The organism is Pseudomonas sp. Tof1 (genome assembly GCF_055390395.1).
Genome location: NZ_AP024344.1, coordinates 1,464,457 through 1,479,763 on the forward strand (window position 1 = coordinate 1,464,457; position 15,307 = coordinate 1,479,763).

15 protein-coding genes and 4 pseudogenes are annotated in these 15,307 nt (G+C 61.7%); 16 read left to right on the forward strand and 3 right to left on the reverse strand.

All coding sequences use genetic code 11. The annotated features are described in order from the left end of the window. Positions 1–3: 3 nt before the first annotated feature. From ACZ5KU_RS06665 to recX, 14 genes and pseudogenes are all read left to right on the forward strand, one after another. Positions 4–1,053, forward strand: coding sequence for a phage baseplate assembly protein (locus ACZ5KU_RS06665; protein ID WP_054056813.1), 1,050 nt, complete (start codon positions 4–6; stop codon positions 1,051–1,053). Positions 1,054–1,204: 151 nt separating this feature from the next. Next, complete coding sequence (locus ACZ5KU_RS06670; RefSeq protein WP_054056814.1) at positions 1,205–1,714, forward strand: phage baseplate assembly protein V; 510 nt, start codon at positions 1,205–1,207, stop codon at positions 1,712–1,714. Further along, the gene (locus ACZ5KU_RS06675) at positions 1,714–2,112 is read left to right on the forward strand and encodes a phage GP46 family protein (protein WP_054056815.1); all 399 of its coding nucleotides are present in this window, start codon (positions 1,714–1,716) and stop codon (positions 2,110–2,112) included. Before ACZ5KU_RS06670 ends, ACZ5KU_RS06675 begins: the two co-directional genes overlap by 1 nt. Continuing rightward, complete coding sequence (locus ACZ5KU_RS06680; RefSeq protein WP_273819518.1) at positions 2,102–3,142, forward strand: baseplate J/gp47 family protein; 1,041 nt, start codon at positions 2,102–2,104, stop codon at positions 3,140–3,142. Before ACZ5KU_RS06675 ends, ACZ5KU_RS06680 begins: the two co-directional genes overlap by 11 nt. Further along, positions 3,130–3,729: a YmfQ family protein gene (locus ACZ5KU_RS06685; RefSeq protein WP_464736935.1), complete on the forward strand. Its 600-nt coding sequence runs from the start codon at positions 3,130–3,132 to the stop codon at positions 3,727–3,729. Before ACZ5KU_RS06680 ends, ACZ5KU_RS06685 begins: the two co-directional genes overlap by 13 nt. A gap of 13 nt (positions 3,730–3,742) precedes the next feature. Next, complete coding sequence (locus ACZ5KU_RS06690; protein WP_464736936.1) at positions 3,743–5,293, forward strand: phage tail protein; 1,551 nt, start codon at positions 3,743–3,745, stop codon at positions 5,291–5,293. Between the two features lie 178 nt (positions 5,294–5,471). Then, positions 5,472–5,657 (forward strand): annotated as a pseudogene (locus ACZ5KU_RS06695) (tail fiber assembly protein); the annotation flags it as partial. A 136-nt stretch (positions 5,658–5,793) separates the two neighbouring features. Further along, positions 5,794–5,992 (forward strand): annotated as a pseudogene (locus ACZ5KU_RS06700) (phage tail protein); the annotation flags it as partial. 1,436 nt (positions 5,993–7,428) lie between these two features. Continuing rightward, the gene (locus ACZ5KU_RS06705; protein ID WP_464736937.1) at positions 7,429–7,710 is read left to right on the forward strand and encodes a hypothetical protein; all 282 of its coding nucleotides are present in this window, start codon (positions 7,429–7,431) and stop codon (positions 7,708–7,710) included. Between the two features lie 96 nt (positions 7,711–7,806). Beyond that, positions 7,807–8,370: a glycoside hydrolase family 19 protein gene (locus ACZ5KU_RS06710; RefSeq protein ID WP_464736938.1), complete on the forward strand. Its 564-nt coding sequence runs from the start codon at positions 7,807–7,809 to the stop codon at positions 8,368–8,370. Continuing rightward, the gene (locus ACZ5KU_RS06715; RefSeq protein WP_273819525.1) at positions 8,352–8,888 is read left to right on the forward strand and encodes a lysis system spanin subunit; all 537 of its coding nucleotides are present in this window, start codon (positions 8,352–8,354) and stop codon (positions 8,886–8,888) included. Before ACZ5KU_RS06710 ends, ACZ5KU_RS06715 begins: the two co-directional genes overlap by 19 nt. A 244-nt stretch (positions 8,889–9,132) precedes the next feature. Next, complete coding sequence (locus ACZ5KU_RS06720) at positions 9,133–9,663, forward strand: CinA family protein (RefSeq protein WP_464736939.1); 531 nt, start codon at positions 9,133–9,135, stop codon at positions 9,661–9,663. 85 nt (positions 9,664–9,748) lie between these two features. Beyond that, positions 9,749–10,810, forward strand: coding sequence for a recombinase RecA (gene recA, locus ACZ5KU_RS06725; RefSeq protein ID WP_054060989.1), 1,062 nt, complete (start codon positions 9,749–9,751; stop codon positions 10,808–10,810). 8 nt (positions 10,811–10,818) lie between these two features. Continuing rightward, a pseudogene (recX, locus tag ACZ5KU_RS06730) lies at positions 10,819–11,285 on the forward strand (recombination regulator RecX). On the opposite strand, the pseudogene ACZ5KU_RS06735 reads toward recX, so the two are convergent. Next, positions 11,286–12,403: pseudogene (locus ACZ5KU_RS06735) on the reverse strand (LOG family protein). Between the two features lie 291 nt (positions 12,404–12,694). Here ACZ5KU_RS06735 and ACZ5KU_RS06740 point away from each other — a divergent pair. Then, a complete protein-coding gene (locus tag ACZ5KU_RS06740; RefSeq protein ID WP_054060992.1) occupies positions 12,695–12,889 on the forward strand; it encodes a hypothetical protein in 195 nt (64 codons plus the stop codon). On the opposite strand, the gene ACZ5KU_RS06745 is transcribed toward ACZ5KU_RS06740, so the two are convergent. After that, positions 12,890–13,315, reverse strand: coding sequence for a PA3611 family quorum-sensing-regulated virulence factor (locus tag ACZ5KU_RS06745; protein WP_054060993.1), 426 nt, complete (start codon positions 13,313–13,315; stop codon positions 12,890–12,892). 230 nt (positions 13,316–13,545) lie between these two features. On the opposite strand from ACZ5KU_RS06745, the gene ACZ5KU_RS06750 reads away from it, so the two are divergent. After that, positions 13,546–14,265, forward strand: coding sequence for a tRNA-uridine aminocarboxypropyltransferase (locus ACZ5KU_RS06750; protein WP_464736940.1), 720 nt, complete (start codon positions 13,546–13,548; stop codon positions 14,263–14,265). On the opposite strand, the gene ACZ5KU_RS06755 is transcribed toward ACZ5KU_RS06750, so the two are convergent. Continuing rightward, positions 14,240–15,142, reverse strand: a complete 903-nt coding sequence (locus tag ACZ5KU_RS06755; RefSeq protein ID WP_464736941.1) for a DMT family transporter — start codon at positions 15,140–15,142, stop codon at positions 14,240–14,242. The two genes, ACZ5KU_RS06750 and ACZ5KU_RS06755, sit on opposite strands and share 26 nt — an antisense overlap. Positions 15,143–15,307: the final 165 nt, after the last annotated feature.

A 15,307-nucleotide genomic window follows, 5' to 3' on the forward strand; every position in this document is an offset into this window, starting at 1 on the left:
GCCATGAACGACATCGACAACGCCGTCGTCCTGCTGGTCGACGGCCTGAGCTACGAGGGCTGGAAGGCCATCGAAATCAGTGCCGATCTCGAGCGCCAGTTCCGCACCTTCAAGCTGGGCATCACCTGGCAATGGCCGGGGCAGACCCTGGCTGTGCCGATCAAGGCCGGGGCCCGCTGCCAGGTGCTGATCGGCTGCGACCTGGTGCTCACCGGGCATGTCTACCAGGCGCCCATCAGCTATGACGGCAAGCAGATCAGCCTGACCATCGAGGGCAGTTCGCTGACCCGCGACCTGGTGGACTGCGCGGCCATCAACCAGCCGAGCCAATGGCGTCAGCAGGGCCTGCTGACGATCGTCGAGGCGCTCGCCAAACCCTACAAGGTCAACGTGCGCAGCGAGATCCCGGAGACCACCCGGCTGCAGACCCACAGCATCGTGCCGGGGGAAACGGTGTTCAAGTCCATCGACCGCCTGCTGACCCTGTATCGGGTGTTCTCCACCGATGACGCGAGCGGCAACCTGGTGCTGGCCAAGCCTGGCAGTGCCGGGCGCGCCAGCGACGTACTGGAGTTGGGCAAGAACATTCTCGCGGCCAGTACCGCGAGGGACTACAGCGCGGTGTTTTCCGAGTACCGGGTGATCGGCCAGCACAAGGGCAGCGACCAGAAGAGCGGCAGCGCGGTGAGCGAAGTCAGCGGCGTATCCAGCGAGGCCAACCCGCAGCGCAAGCGCGTCACGGTGATCAGCGAAAGCGTGCAGCTCACCCCGGAACTGGCCCAGCAACGGGCCGACTGGGAACGGGCGACCCGTGCCGGCAAGGCCCTGGCCACCACCTACACCGTGCAGGGCTGGCGACAGTCCAACGGTGACCTGTGGCGGCACAACCTGCTGGTGCGGGTAAAGGACCCGGTGCTCGACGTCGACCAGGACATGCTGATCTCCAAGATCACCTACTCGCTGTCCGGGCAGGGCTCGATCACCACCCTGGAAGTGGCGCCGCCGGAAGTTTTCGAGGCGACGCCGACGAAGGCCCGGAGCCAGGCCAGGTAACCCCCCTCTTCGCGGCGCCTCTTTCGCGGATAAATCCTGCCCATAGTGTTCCGGCATTCACATCCCTTGTGACAACCGTTGAACCTTGTGGGAGCCGGATTTATCCGCGAAAGGTGCCCCTCTGACACACCGCTCGCCCAAGGAACCCCTCATGAGCCTACTGACCCGCCTGCTGGCGCGCGGCACCGTCGTGCTCGCCAACTCGGCCAACAAACTGCAATCGCTGCAAATGCGCCTGACCGCCGGTGAAGTGAACGACGACATGGAACACTTCGAACCCTACGGTTTCACCAGCAACCCGCTGGCTGGCGCCGAAGGCATCGCCACTTTCCTCGGCGGCGACCGTTCCCATGGCATCGTGCTGGTGGTCGCCGACCGCCGCTACCGCCTGCAGAACCTCGCCCCCGGCGAAATCGCCCTCTACACCGACGAAGGCGACCGGATCCACTTCAAGCGCGGCCGGATCATCGATATCGAGACCGGCACCCTGAACATCCGCGCCAGTACCGCCATTCACCTCGACAGCCCGACCCTGACCCAGACCGGCAGGATCGTCTCCCAGGGCGACCAGGTCGCCGGCGGCATCAGCCAGATACAGCACGTGCACGGTGGCATCCAGCCAGGCAACGGCCAGACCGGCGTACCGGCGGGAGGTGCGTGATGTTCGTGTCCAACGACCTCAAGGCGGCGCTGACCCGCTCGGTGCTGATCAGCCTGTTCACTTGGCGCCGGGCCAACAGCGACGACCCGATCGACGACGATGAGCGCTACGGCTGGTGGGGCGACAGTTTCCCCATGGTCGCCAACGACCGCATCGGCTCGCGGTTGTGGCTGCTGCGGCGGGTCAAGCTGACCGCGCAGACCCAGCTCGATGCCGAGTTCTATGCCCGTGAAGCCTTGCAATGGCTGATCGACGACGGCCATTGCAGCGCCATCGAGATTCAAACCGAACGGCTCGACGCCCAGCGGCTGAACCTGCGCACGGTTCTGACCCTGGCCAACGGCGAGCGCCTGGATATCAACCCGAACCACAGTTGGCAGGTGACTTATGCCGTTTGAAACCCCTTCGCTGCCGGTGCTGATCAACCGCACCCAAAGCGACCTGGCCAGCGATGCGCTGCGCCAGTCCGATGCCCAGGTCCTGGCCCGCACCCTCAGCGGCGCGGCCTTCGGCCTGTATGGATACCTCGACTGGATTGCCGCGCAGATCCTGCCCGACACCGCCGATGAATCCACCCTGGAGCGCATTGCCGCGCTTCGTCTGCACCAACCGCGCAAGGCCGCCCAGGCGGCCACCGGCAGCGTGAGTTTTACCGCTGCCGCCGGTGCCGTGCTGGACGTCGACACCCTGCTGCAGAGCAACGACGGCCGCAGCTACAAGGTGACCCAGGGAGGCACCACCCGCGCCGGTAGCAATACCGCGCAGATCCAGGCGCTGGATGCCGGCAGCCTGGGCAATGCCGACGCCGGCCTGACGCTGTTTCCGGTCCAACCGGTGCAGGGCATCGGCAACACCTTCACCGTGCTCGCCCCCGGGCTGAGCGGCGGGGTGGCGGCGGAAAGCCTCGAGTCCCTGCGTTCGCGGGTGATTCGTTCCTATCGGATCATTCCCCATGGCGGGGCGGCTTCCGACTACGAGACCTGGGCGCTGGAGTGTCCGGGGATCACCCGGGCCTGGTGTCGCGGCAACTACCTCGGGCCTGGCACCGTCGGCCTGTTCGTCATGCGTGACGACGACCCGGTACCGATTCCCGATGCCACGCAACTGGCGGTGGTCCAGGCCTACATCGAGCCACTGCGTCCGGTGACCGCCGAGTTGCATGTGTTGGCGCCGGTACAGGTGCCGGTGACCTACACCCTGCGCCTGGTACCGGACACCTCGGCGACCCGTGCCGCGGTGGAGGCGCAACTGCGCGACCTGCACAAGCGTGAGGGCGGGCTGGGCGAGACCCTGCTGTTGACCCATATCGCCGAATCCATCAGCAGCGCCACGGGCGAGAACGACCACTTGCTGGTCAGCCCGTCCGCCGATGTGCCAGCAGCCACCAATCAGTTGCTGACCTTCGGAGGCTGCGTATGGCTGGAGTAAGAACTGCCGCGCAATACCAGGAGCAGTTGCGCAGCCTGCTGCCGGCCGGTCCCGCCTGGGACCCGGAGCAGGTGCCGGAGATCCAGCAGGTGCTGCTGGGCATCGCCCAGGAACTGGCCCGGGTCGATGCCCGGGCGGTGGACCTGCTCAACGAAGTGGACCCGGTGACCGTCAGCGAACTGGTGCCGGACTGGGAGCGGGTAATGAACCTGCCCGACCCGTGCCTGGGGCCCAAGCCGCTGTTCGACGACCGCCGCCTGGCGGTACGTCGGCGCCTGCTGGCGGTGGGCGACCAGAGCATCGGCTACTTCCTGGATATCGCCCGCAGCCAGGGCTACCCCAACGCCACCGTCACCGAACTGCAGACCCCGCGCATGGGCCGCGCCCGCTTCGGCCGGGCGCGGTTCGGCACCTGGCAGGCGCAGTTCATGTGGACGCTCAACACCGGCGGCCGCCTGCTCATGGGCCGTCGTTTCGGCGCCAGCTACTGGGGCGAGCGCTTCGGCGCCAACCCGGGCAGCGCCCTGGAATGCCTGATTCACCGCACAGCGCCGGCGCACACGCTGGTGCACATCAATTACGACTGAAGAGGACGGATACGTGGATTATCCAAAAAGCACGCCCAGCGTTGGGTTGGTCAATGGCAGGTTTGTCGATGAGAACCCGGTCAATGGTTCGCCTGGATCGCTGATTCCGGCGGTGTGGGGGAATGCGGTGACCGAGGAATTGCTCAATGTGGTCCAGGCCGGTGGGCTGGAGCCTGCGGAGGCGGAGCATGACCAGTTGCTGAAGGCGATCCGAACCATCATCCAGAGCTCGTTGCCGCCGGAGCAGATTCGCACGACATTGGCGGCCTACGGGATTACCGATGCCTATACCAAGTCGGAGGTCGAGGCGCTGTTCAAGAACGCCACCGCGTTGCCGGTCGGGGCGATGATGGCGTTTCCCAAGGGCGTGGTGCCGAATGGGTTCCTCGAGGTCGATGGTAGTGTGCAGAGCATTGCTACGTATCCGGACCTGGCGGCGTATCTGGGGAGCACGTTCAACAGGGGCGATGAGCCTGCGGGGTACTTCCGCTTGCCGGAGTCGCGTGGGGAGTTTCTACGGGGTTGGGATCACGGACGAGGTGTGGACTCTGGCCGAACCATAGGATCCTGGCAGAACTTTGATATTCAGTCGCACGATCATACTCAGAATGGCGTCAACAACCTTCCTAGCAATCAGGGTTCAGGAGGACTTAACGCTTTTGCCAGAGGTGTGTCTGGTGTAGCAACCGACAAGACTGGAGGAGCGGAAACACGTCCTCGGAACATCGCTGTCATGTGGTGTATCAAGGCCTGGAACTCTCCGGTCAACCAAGGGAACGTCGATGTTGCTGCATTGGTTGCCCAAGTGCAGAACCTGCAGAGGGTTGCAATTGCAGGTGCATATAAAGGACTGACCGCCTCGGCATCAGGGCAGAGTTCGTTGGTAAATGTTGCTGCAGACCAGTTGGTGGTAGGCAACGATGCGTCATTCAAGGTTCTGAGCGCCTTAAGCCTGAGCATCAACTCAGCTGTCATAGGCGTCAATGGTTTGGATAGCGGCGCGCTGGCTGCGTCCAATTGGTACAGCGTCTGGGTTATCTGGAGCAGTGCGAGCGGTGTGGCTGGGCTGCTGTCTCTCAGTGCGACAGCACCTACGTTGCCATCAGGCTATACGCACAAGGCCCGGGTCGGATGGGTTCGGACAGACGCCACTGCGAACAAATACCCGTTCAGGTTCAGTCAGGTCGGCGGCCGAGTCGGTTATATCGTGACCGCAGGAACCAACGTTACGGCCTACCCCACTATTGCCTCGGGAATTGCATCGCCAGCGGTGGCTGCCTCGATTTCGGGGGTTGTGCCGCCTAGCGCCTCAATGATCAAACTGACCGGCGGTACCACCTCAGGCCAGATCAATGTCTCGCCAAGTGCCGCTTTCAGCTCTGCTGTCAACCAGTATCTGAGTACGTCATACCTGACTGCCGCTCCAATTGCAGGCGGCTACAACTCAGGTGGTCCTGTTACGACAATTCACGGCGAGCTTCTTATTGAGGGCTCCTCAGTGATGTATGGATCTACGGCAACAACTGGAATTCTTCAATGCATGGGGTGGGAGGACAATCTATGAGCGGTTGGGCAGTAAGGAAGGACGGAACAGGCTTCAGGGCCGTAGATATACCTGTTGCTGATCCGAATGACGACTCCAAGTTGTTTCCGGATCCAGCGTTTGAGAACTACTCGGAAGTCATGCCGGAGAGACCGAAAGAGTCGCCGGAAGAAGTGCTGGATCGAGTAAGGGGCAGGCGAATCAGTTGCTATCTGTCGCCGGGCTGAGGATTGCTCCATTGCAGGACGCAGTGGATCTTGGTGAGGCCACCCAGATCGAAGTAGCGCAGCTCAAAGAGTGGAAGCGCTATCGCGTCGCACTCAATCGCCTGCCAGAGCAGACAGGTTATCCAGAAACCATCGAGTGGCCCGTGCTTCCTGCCTGACCTTACTGAGTGACTATCTGATGAACGAGTACAACCGGCCACGAGCCGGTATTTTTTTCTCGGGCAGAAATGCCCGAGATAGCGCACCTTTTATTAAGCGGAGGGTGCATATCAATGATGGTTAGAGGAGATGTAAATGGATTATCCAAAAAGTGTTCCCGGTGTCGGGCTGGTCAACGGGAAGTTTGTCGATGACAATCCCCTGACGGGTGCCCCTGGATCCTTGATACCTTCCGAATGGGGAAACGGTGTTACAGATGAAATTCTCGGCGTTATCAAGGGGGCTGGCATCAATCCTGATGAGTTCACGCTCACTCAACTGCTTGATGCCATTCGTATCATCAACCAGGATGATTCCAGTCGGTATGGCATCGATACCGGTGTTGCGAATGCGTATGCGGTTAGTTATTCGCGTACTTTGGCACAACTGATTGATGGAATGGTGCTGCGCTTCAAGGCCAAGACTGCCAACACGACGGCAAGTACCTTCAGCCCCAATGGTTTTTCTCCAGCGCCAATCTGGAGCAGGAAGCATGCTGCACTTACCGGTGGTGAGATCGTCGCCAACGGGAATGTGACGTTGGTCTGGAACTCTTCCCTGAACGTAACCGGTGCCTGGGTTTTGTTGCAGAGCTCCGGTGGGGCGGATCAGCTACCGGCGGGCAGTTACGGTACCACAGCCGCTTTTGGTGACAGCTCGACGATGATGGCAACCACCGAGTATGCCCAATTGCTGGCTGGTTCCATGCTGAGCAAGAACGTCACTGGAGGTTCAACCGTTACGCTGACAGCGGTTGAAGGGCGTTATCCCATCATCACGCTCACGGGGGCGCTGACCGCGAACATTGATCTGGTCGTACCTTCCGCCAGCAAATCCTGGATCCTGGCGAACAACACGTCGGGCTCCTTCAGTGTGACAGTCAGGACCTCGTCTGGTGCGGGTGTTGTTGTGGCACCTGATGTGGCCTTGCTGTTGTATTGCAATGGGGTAAGTGTATTTCAGGCCAACGCCTCGGACGTGGCAGCCAAACAGATTTTCCCGGTTTCGGCCGTGGTCAGTTCCAATGCCCTGACCCTGTCGCTCAACCCAACGGCCCTGGACTTCAGGTCGCCCATGTTGATGAGCGGTGGCGTGAATTCCAGGTCGGTGGTTTCCAGCATTTCGCTGGTGGTACCTGCGGGGGCAACCTTGGGTACCGTTGCTGCACAAGCAAGCCGCCTGGCGATAATCGCAATTGATAACCTTGGGGTTGTCGAACTTGCGGTTGTCAATATGTCGGGGGGATTAACCTCGATGAGGGAACCTTGATCAATACCTCGTCGATGGGCCCCGGTGCTAATTCTGCGGGAGTTGTCTACTCTGCGGTTGCACGTACGGGCGTACCCTTCAGGGTCGTTGGATATGTTGATCTTTCCCAGGCAGCAGCGGGCACATGGGCCACGGCGCCAACACTTGTCCAAGGACTTGGGGGCGGGGCAAGCAATAGCTTTTCCTACACCCAGACTTGGAGGAACCTGTTGAGCAGTCGGGCTTATGGTGTCAATTATACCAACACCAGTGGTCGGCCGATCATGGTTGCCATTTCCAATGCTGCGCAGTTTAGTCAGCTTAGCGCTACTGTTGGGGGGTCAATGTGGGAACTTCCAATAGCTATTATCCAAATTCGGGAGGGCCGTGCTCGTTCATTTCGTTTATCGTGCCTCCTGGTGCTATTTATTCAGCTACAGGCAACGGGCTCAGTCAGTGGACTGAGCTTAGATAGGAGGTGATATGAAGTATTTTATTGATAGGACCGACGGAAAGGTTTTTGCATATGAGGCAGATGGTTCTCAGGATGATTTCATTGATCCTGCACTTGAGCCGATTACAGAGGATGCTTTCAAGGCTTGGCAGTCCACAAGTGATGATCCTAGAGATGAGATCATTCGGGAAATCGTAGAGCTGGAGCAGCAGGTTACTCCGCGTAGAGTGCGTGAGGCATTGCTTTCCGAAGACAAGAGCTTTATCCGGGGAGTTGATGATAGGATCGAGCAGTTGAGATTGAAATTGTAATCTCAAGTGTTGTTATCGCTGATTTTTGCTTTATCACTCCTTGCATATATTGAGTTTATTTGTAAGGAAGCCAATGTCTGTAAGAGATAGGCATAAATGGTTATCACTGAGCTACAACTATTACGCATCATGCCCAACGCCGGCCCCAAAGCCGGCGTTTTCGTACCCGTTCTCAACACCGCCATGTCCCGGCACGGTATCACCACTCCCAGGCGCATCGCCGCCTTCCTGGCCCAGATTGGTCATGAATCCGCGCAACTGCGCTACGTGCGTGAGCTGGGCAGTGACCAGTACCTGAGCAAGTACGACACGGGCGCCCTGGCCCTGCGCCTTGGCAACACCCCGGACGCCGACGGCGATGGCCAGCGCTATCGCGGTCGCGGGCTGATCCAGATCACCGGTCGCAGCAACTACCGTCAATGCAGCCTCGCGCTGTTCGGCGACGAGCGTCTGCTGCAGCAGCCGGAGCTGCTGGAGCAGCCGCAATGGGCCGCCGAGTCGGCGGCCTGGTTCTGGGAGCAGCAAGGGTTGAACGGGTTGGCCGATGCCGATCAGTTCAACAGCATCACCCGCAGGATCAACGGCGGCCTGAACGGCCTCGATGACCGCCTGCAACTCTGGGCGCGGGCGAGGGCGGTGCTATGCGCCTCCTCGACCTGATCCCGGCGCCTTACCGTCTGTTCGCTGTCGTCGTGCTGCTGGCCCTGGTGGCCGGTGGTTCGGCGGCACTGGCCTGGCGGATTCAAGGCTTGCGTTACGGCCTGCAACTGGAGCATCAGGCCCGGTTGCAGGCCAATGCGCTGCAACAGATTTCCCTGGCTGCGGCGACGCAACAGCGTGCCGAGCAGGACAAGCGCCTGGCCCTGGAGCAGCAGCTCCAGGCCAGCGACCAGACCCATTCCAAGGAGTTGAACGATGTGCAACAGGATCAGGCTCGCCTGCGTGATCGCCTGGCTACTGCCGATCTGCGGCTGTCAGTCCTCCTCGACCGCAGCGACCCCGCCAGCGGTTGTGCGCTGCCTGCCACCACCGCCACCGGCGGCGTGGTTCATGCAGCCCCACGCGCCCGACTTGACCCGGCGCATGCTCAACGAATTGTCGCCATCACCGACGACGGCGACCGCGCCCTGATCGCCCTGCAGGCTTGCCAGGCGTATGCCGGGAAGGTTTCGCGCTGACATTCGGATGCAAAGTGCGTCTTGAAAGCCCGATTGGCTCGTGTAGGGTGTTTATTTCGCGGCGCCGGCGACAGGTTTTTGCGGGCGATTGCCGGTTTGTGGGTAAGGCTTGCGGCCGCTTTCGCGGGCAAGCCCGGCTCCTACAAGAGCTGGGTTGTACGCAGCATGGGGTTCGACGCGAATCCTGTAGGAGCCGGGCTTGCCCGCGAAAGGGCCAGATGAGCCTCTCTCGAATCAGGAGAGGATGCGGTTTATCTTTGGACAGGAGAGCAACGTGGACGACATCACCCGGCTTGCCGGCGAACTTGGCAAGCGCCTGCAGACCCTCAAGGCCCAGGTCACCACCGCCGAGTCCTGCACCGGCGGCGGCATCGCCGAGGCGATCACGCGGATTCCCGGCAGCTCGGCCTGGTTCGAGGCCGGCTATGTGACCTACTCCAACCAGCAGAAGACCCGTCAGTTGCAGGTGCCAGAGGCATTGTTCGGCCAGGTCGGCGCGGTCAGCCGCGAGGTGGTCGAGGCCATGGTCCGTGGCGCCCGGGCCCACAGTGGGGCGCGTTTCGCCGTGGCGGTCAGCGGCGTCGCCGGGCCGGATGGCGGTTCCGCCGAGAAACCGGTGGGCACCGTCTGGCTGGCCTGGGGCGTCGGCGATGAACTGACCACCGAGCGCCGCCAGTTCCCCGGCGACCGTGATGCGGTGCGTCGGCAGACGGTGCAGGCCGCCCTGGAAGGGCTGTTGCGACGGGCGGAAGCAGAAATCGCAAATCAGGGGTAGGCGAGTCGCCAAGGCTGTGGAATAATACTGTCTACTTATACAGGTGTTGGCCGTCACAGGCCTTATTGATTACGTGAGGACTTTAATGGACGACAACAAGAAGAAAGCCTTGGCTGCGGCCTTGGGTCAGATCGAACGTCAATTCGGCAAGGGTGCCGTGATGCGTATGGGCGATCATGAGCGCCAGGCTATTCCTTCGATCTCCACCGGTTCCCTGGGCCTGGACATCGCCCTGGGTATCGGCGGCCTGCCGAAAGGCCGGATCATCGAGATCTACGGTCCGGAATCCTCGGGTAAGACCACCCTGACGCTTTCCGTTATCGCCCAGGCCCAGAAAGCTGGCGCCACCTGCGCCTTCGTCGACGCCGAACACGCCCTGGATCCGGAATACGCCGGCAAGCTGGGTGTGAACGTCGACGACCTGCTGGTTTCCCAGCCGGACACCGGCGAACAGGCCCTGGAAATCACCGACATGCTGGTGCGCTCCAACGCGGTTGACGTGATCATCGTCGACTCCGTGGCGGCCCTGGTACCCAAGGCCGAGATCGAAGGCGAGATGGGTGACATGCACGTGGGCCTGCAGGCTCGCCTGATGTCCCAGGCGCTGCGCAAGATCACCGGCAACATCAAGAACGCCAACTGCCTGGTCATCTTCATCAACCAGATCCGCATGAAGATCGGTGTGATGTTCGGTAGCCCGGAAACCACCACCGGTGGTAACGCGCTGAAGTTCTACGCTTCGGTTCGCCTGGACATCCGCCGTACCGGCGCGGTGAAGGAAGGCGACGAAGTGGTGGGCAGCGAAACCCGCGTGAAAGTCGTGAAGAACAAGGTGGCTTCGCCGTTCCGTCAGGCCGAGTTCCAGATCCTGTACGGCAAGGGCATCTACCTCAATGGCGAGATGATCGACCTGGGCGTGCTGAACGGCTTCGTCGAGAAGTCCGGTGCCTGGTACAGCTACAACGGCAGCAAGATCGGTCAGGGCAAGGCCAACGCGGCCAAGTTCCTGGCAGAGAACCCGGACGTCGCTGCGGCGCTGGAGAAGCAACTGCGTGACAAGCTGCTGAACACCAATGCTCCTGCGGACTTCAAAGGCAGTGCCACTGCCGACGAAACCGAAGACGATCTGGCTGACGCCGATATCTGAGTGAGCCGATGAGCGCCGTACTGGATACCCCGGTCGCCGTACGGCGTGCTGCAATGGACCTGCTCGCGCGCCGCGAGCACGGTCGAGTCGAGCTGACGCGCAAGTTGCGTCAGCGCGGCGCCCCGCCTGAAATGATCGACAGCGAACTTGACCGCCTGACGGAAGAGGGGCTGCTGTCCGAATCCCGTTACCTCGAAAGCTTCGTTTCCTACCGTGCCCGTTCCGGCTATGGACCCCTGCGCATTCGCGACGAGTTGAGCCAGCGTGGCCTGCAGCGTTCCGATATCGAGCTGGCCCTGCGTGAAAGTGGCCTCGACTGGCAGGCGCAACTGGAAGAAACCTGGCGGCGCAAGTTCGCCGGGCGCCTGCCGGCTGATGCCCGCGAGCGTGCCCAACAGGGTCGCTTCCTCAGTTACCGGGTTATTCCATGGACATGATCGGCCGCCTGTTGAGCGGCCGAGGGCTGGATGACTGATCAGGTCGCCTTGATCGGTTCCCGTACGCGCGGCTGCGCGGTCACCGCCGGCTTGCTCCAGTTTTCCGGCTGGTTGATGAAGTCCACCAGTTCCCGCAAGCGTCCCTGATCCCGTGCCGTAAAGTGAAACGCCAGCCGTGACAGATGGCTGAATTGTGCTTCATCGTGTTCCTGGCCCGCATAGCCATGCTGATGGAAACCCCCACTGACACACAGGTCGGCGAACAATTCGTCGAGTCGGGCCAGGGCCTGCTCGTTGAGCGGATGATTCATGCGGATCACGAACTGGTTCTTCAGCCAGCGGCTGGAGTGGAAGTTGCTGTAGAACTGGTTGATTTCCGCCACCGCCTCGTCGGCGCTGTACACCAGGCGGGCCAGCTTCAGGTCGTTGGGCAGGATGTAGCAGTTGGCTTCCAGCTGGTTGCGGATGAAGTCGATGGCGCTCTGCCAGAAGGTCCCGCCGGGTGCATCCAGCAATACCACCGGTACCAGCGGGCTCTTGCCGGTCTGGATCAGAGTCAGCACCTCCAGGGCTTCGTCGAGGGTACCGAAACCGCCCGGGCACAGCACCAGCGCATTGGCTTCCTTGACGAAGAACAGCTTGCGGGTAAAGAAGAAGTGGAAGGACAGCAGGTTGACGGTACCGTCTACGGTCGGGTTGGCATGCTGTTCGAAGGGCAGGGTGATATTGAAGCCGAGGCTGTGCTCCAGGCCGGCACCGGCGTGGGCGGCGGCCATGATGCCACCACCGGCACCGGTGATGACCATCAGGTCGGACTTGGCCAGGGCGGCACCCAGCTCACGGGCCTGGGCATACAGAGGATGTTCGATCGGCGTGCGGGCGGAGCCGAACACGGTGACCTTGCGGCGGCCCTTGAACTGGTCGAGCACGCGGAAGGCGTTCTCCAGTTCGCGCAGGGCCTGCAGGACGATCTTGGCGTTCCAGCGGTTGCGGTCGTCCTGGGCCATGCGCAGGACGGTCAGCATCATGTCGCGATAGAGCGGAAGGTTGGGGCTGTCGGGGCAATCTGTTGGAGTTGTTCTTCGACCTGTTTCGTCAGGTCGACACCGTTGTTCTGGAAATGACGGGACAGCAAGTCATTCGGTTCGTAGGGCATGTAATGTCTCCTTCTGCACGGAACCTCTGGCGCGGCCGAAATCGTCGCCGGCGCCGCGACACTGCATGTGTCGCTGTACATCCAGTCTGATGCCTGTGCATGACAACTGGCGAATTGATCATGGGCCCAGCAGGCCTTGTCGGCAACCGCTTGTTGTTTCATTGCGGATGATTTGTGCCGCTCGTCAGAAGCCCTGCCTCGGGGGCGCGGCTCTGATTTACTTAATCTCGGGTCGAGTGGAAACGTCGCATCGGGGTTGGCCGGTTCAGGTGCGGCGCACGGAGGCGGGTAATGGAGAGAGTGACACTGGAAGTCGATACCGAGTTGTATCAGCTGTTAAGAATGGCCGCGCAGGCCAATCACCTCAGCCTCGAGGAGGAATGCCTGCGGCGCCTGGAGGGCGCGGACCGGCGTTCGCGTTACCTGCAGGCCCTGGTGGCGGAACTGCGCGCCGATGATGAACAGCGGCGCCAGGCCCGGCAGTAGTTACTTCTTCTTCGCCGGTGGTTCTTTCGGGCAGTCGCTCTCCACGAAGCGGACCGAGGCGACGGGGCGATTGCTCTTATTCTCGGTGAATTCGTAGCGCATGATCGCGCCCTGGGCCATCAGCTTGCGGTAGTTGACGTTGCGGCAGACGCTCGCACCCATTTGCAGGTAGACCACCTTGGGGTTGTCACGCATGCTCTGGGCGTAGTCGGACTGCACGCTCAGGTGGTCGATCAGTTGATTGTCCTCGACCGTGTAGGCAACTTCCAGGATGTGCTCGTTGATCTCGCGAGGCAGGGTTTCGTTGCTCTTCTGCGCGACGTCCTTGAGCATCTTGTTCAGTTCGAAATCCTTCAGCGATGCCGCCTGGACACTGAAAGGCAACGCCAGCAAAAGGGCGATGGACGGTACGGTAAGGCGCAGCATGCAACTCTCCTGGTTCGGTAACTGGTGCTTCGACCCATTGTCGGGCTGTGCGTTCAGTGGTCGCGAAGTATAGAGGGCCGTTGTCGGACCTACTAGCTCGCTGCTGAAGGAAAATGCCGAGATCAAGCCGCTCAAACCCGTTGGCGGCCTCTGTTAGACTGCGCGGACTTTTCACCGCTGTGAGCCGTACTCCTCGTGTCCAATCCTTCCTGCCGCCAGCGTGGCCCCCTATGAGCCACGCTGTTTCCCGTCTGCGCGCCGAGCGCCTGGCCCGCGCGAAAGCGCCATTCACCGCCCGCGGCTCGCGAGCCGAGCGTTGTGAACGGTGTCGTGTGATCCCGCAATACTGCCTGTGTGACTGGCTTGCGCGGGTACCGGCACGCTCGGCGATCTGCCTGCTGATGCATGACGTGGAACCGATGAAACCGAGCAATACCGGCTGGCTGATCGCCGACGTGCTGGCTGATACCACCGCCTTCAGTTGGTCGCGTACCGACGTCGACCCGCAATTGCTGGCGCTGCTGGATGATCCGCAATGGCAGCCGTTCATTGTGTTTCCCGGCGAATTCGTCGCCCCGCAGCGGGTGGTGACCGAGGTACAGCCGGTGGAGGGCAAACGGCCGCTGTTCATCCTGCTGGATGCGACCTGGACCGAGGCACGCAAGATGTTTCGCAAGAGCCCGTACCTGGAGCGTTTCCCGGTGCTGAGCCTGGAATCGGAGCAACTGTCACGCTACAAACTGCGCCGCTCCAAGCGTGACGATCACTTCTGCACGGCGGAAGTCGGCGCTCTGTGCCTGGAACTGGCCGGCGATACCCGCGCTGGCGAGGCGGTGAGCGCCTTGCTGGAGGTCTTCACCACCCATTACCTGGGCGCCAAGTTCCAGCTGCCGCTCGATTTCGACGACGAAGCCCACCGGCGACTCAGGCCTTTTCTGCCGGCGCCGTAGCCGTTGCCTGCGGCCACAGTTGGGCGACCAGCATGCCGGCCAGCATCAGGGCGCAGCCGATATAGCCGCGCAGGTGCAGCGACTCGTTGAGCAGCCAGGCCCCGGCGATGGCGGCGAATACCGCCTCCAGCGAGAAGATGATGGCGGCATGGGAAGCGATCGCGTCCTTCTGGGCGATGACCTGCAGGGTGTAGCCGATGGCGACCGCGACGACGCCACCATAAAGAATCGCCGGGCCGGCCGCGACGATGGCCGGCCAGTGGATCGGCTCCAGGCACAGGGCCAGCACCAGGCTGGCCACGGCGCAGGTGGCGAACTGCAGGAAGGCCAGGCGGATCACGTCGTGGCGCCTGGCGAACACCCCCACCAGAATCACGTGCCCGCCCCAGACGAAGGCGCCGATCAGTTGCAGCCAGTCTCCCGGCGACACCTGGAACTGCTCGCCGACGCTCAGCAGGAACATGCCGACCACTGCGAGCAGTGCTCCCAGCCAGGTACCGATACCGGTCTTGTGGCCGATGAACAGTCCCAGCAGCGGCACTACAATCACATAGAGGCCGGTGATGAAACCGGCGTTGGTCACGGTGGTGAACAGCAGGCCGACCTGCTGCAGGTTGATGCCCAGTGCCAGGGCCAGGCCCATGAGCATGCCGCCGAGCAACAGGCTGCGGGTGAGAAACGGCTCGGGCCGGATCTGCTGGGGAGGGCGGCGCAAAACCAGCGGCAGCAGGCACAGCGAGCCGAGGGCGAAACGCAGGCCGGAATAGAGGAAGGGGCCGACATGTTCCATGCCCGAGGTTTGCGCGACGAAGCCGGAGCCCCAGATCATGGCGGTCAACAGCATCAGGATATCGGCACGCAGGGCTTGGCTTCGCATAAGGGCACTCTTGTCAGATAGCCGGTGACTTTGCCGTAAAGCATCGAACTTGACCACCCCGCCCGTGCTGGGCATGCTTGGCGCCGATTCGGGTGCGGCAGAATGTTCGAACGCCGGTTCCTCCGGGCCCCAGGTGTATCACGTGCCCTTTGACGCATGGCCTTC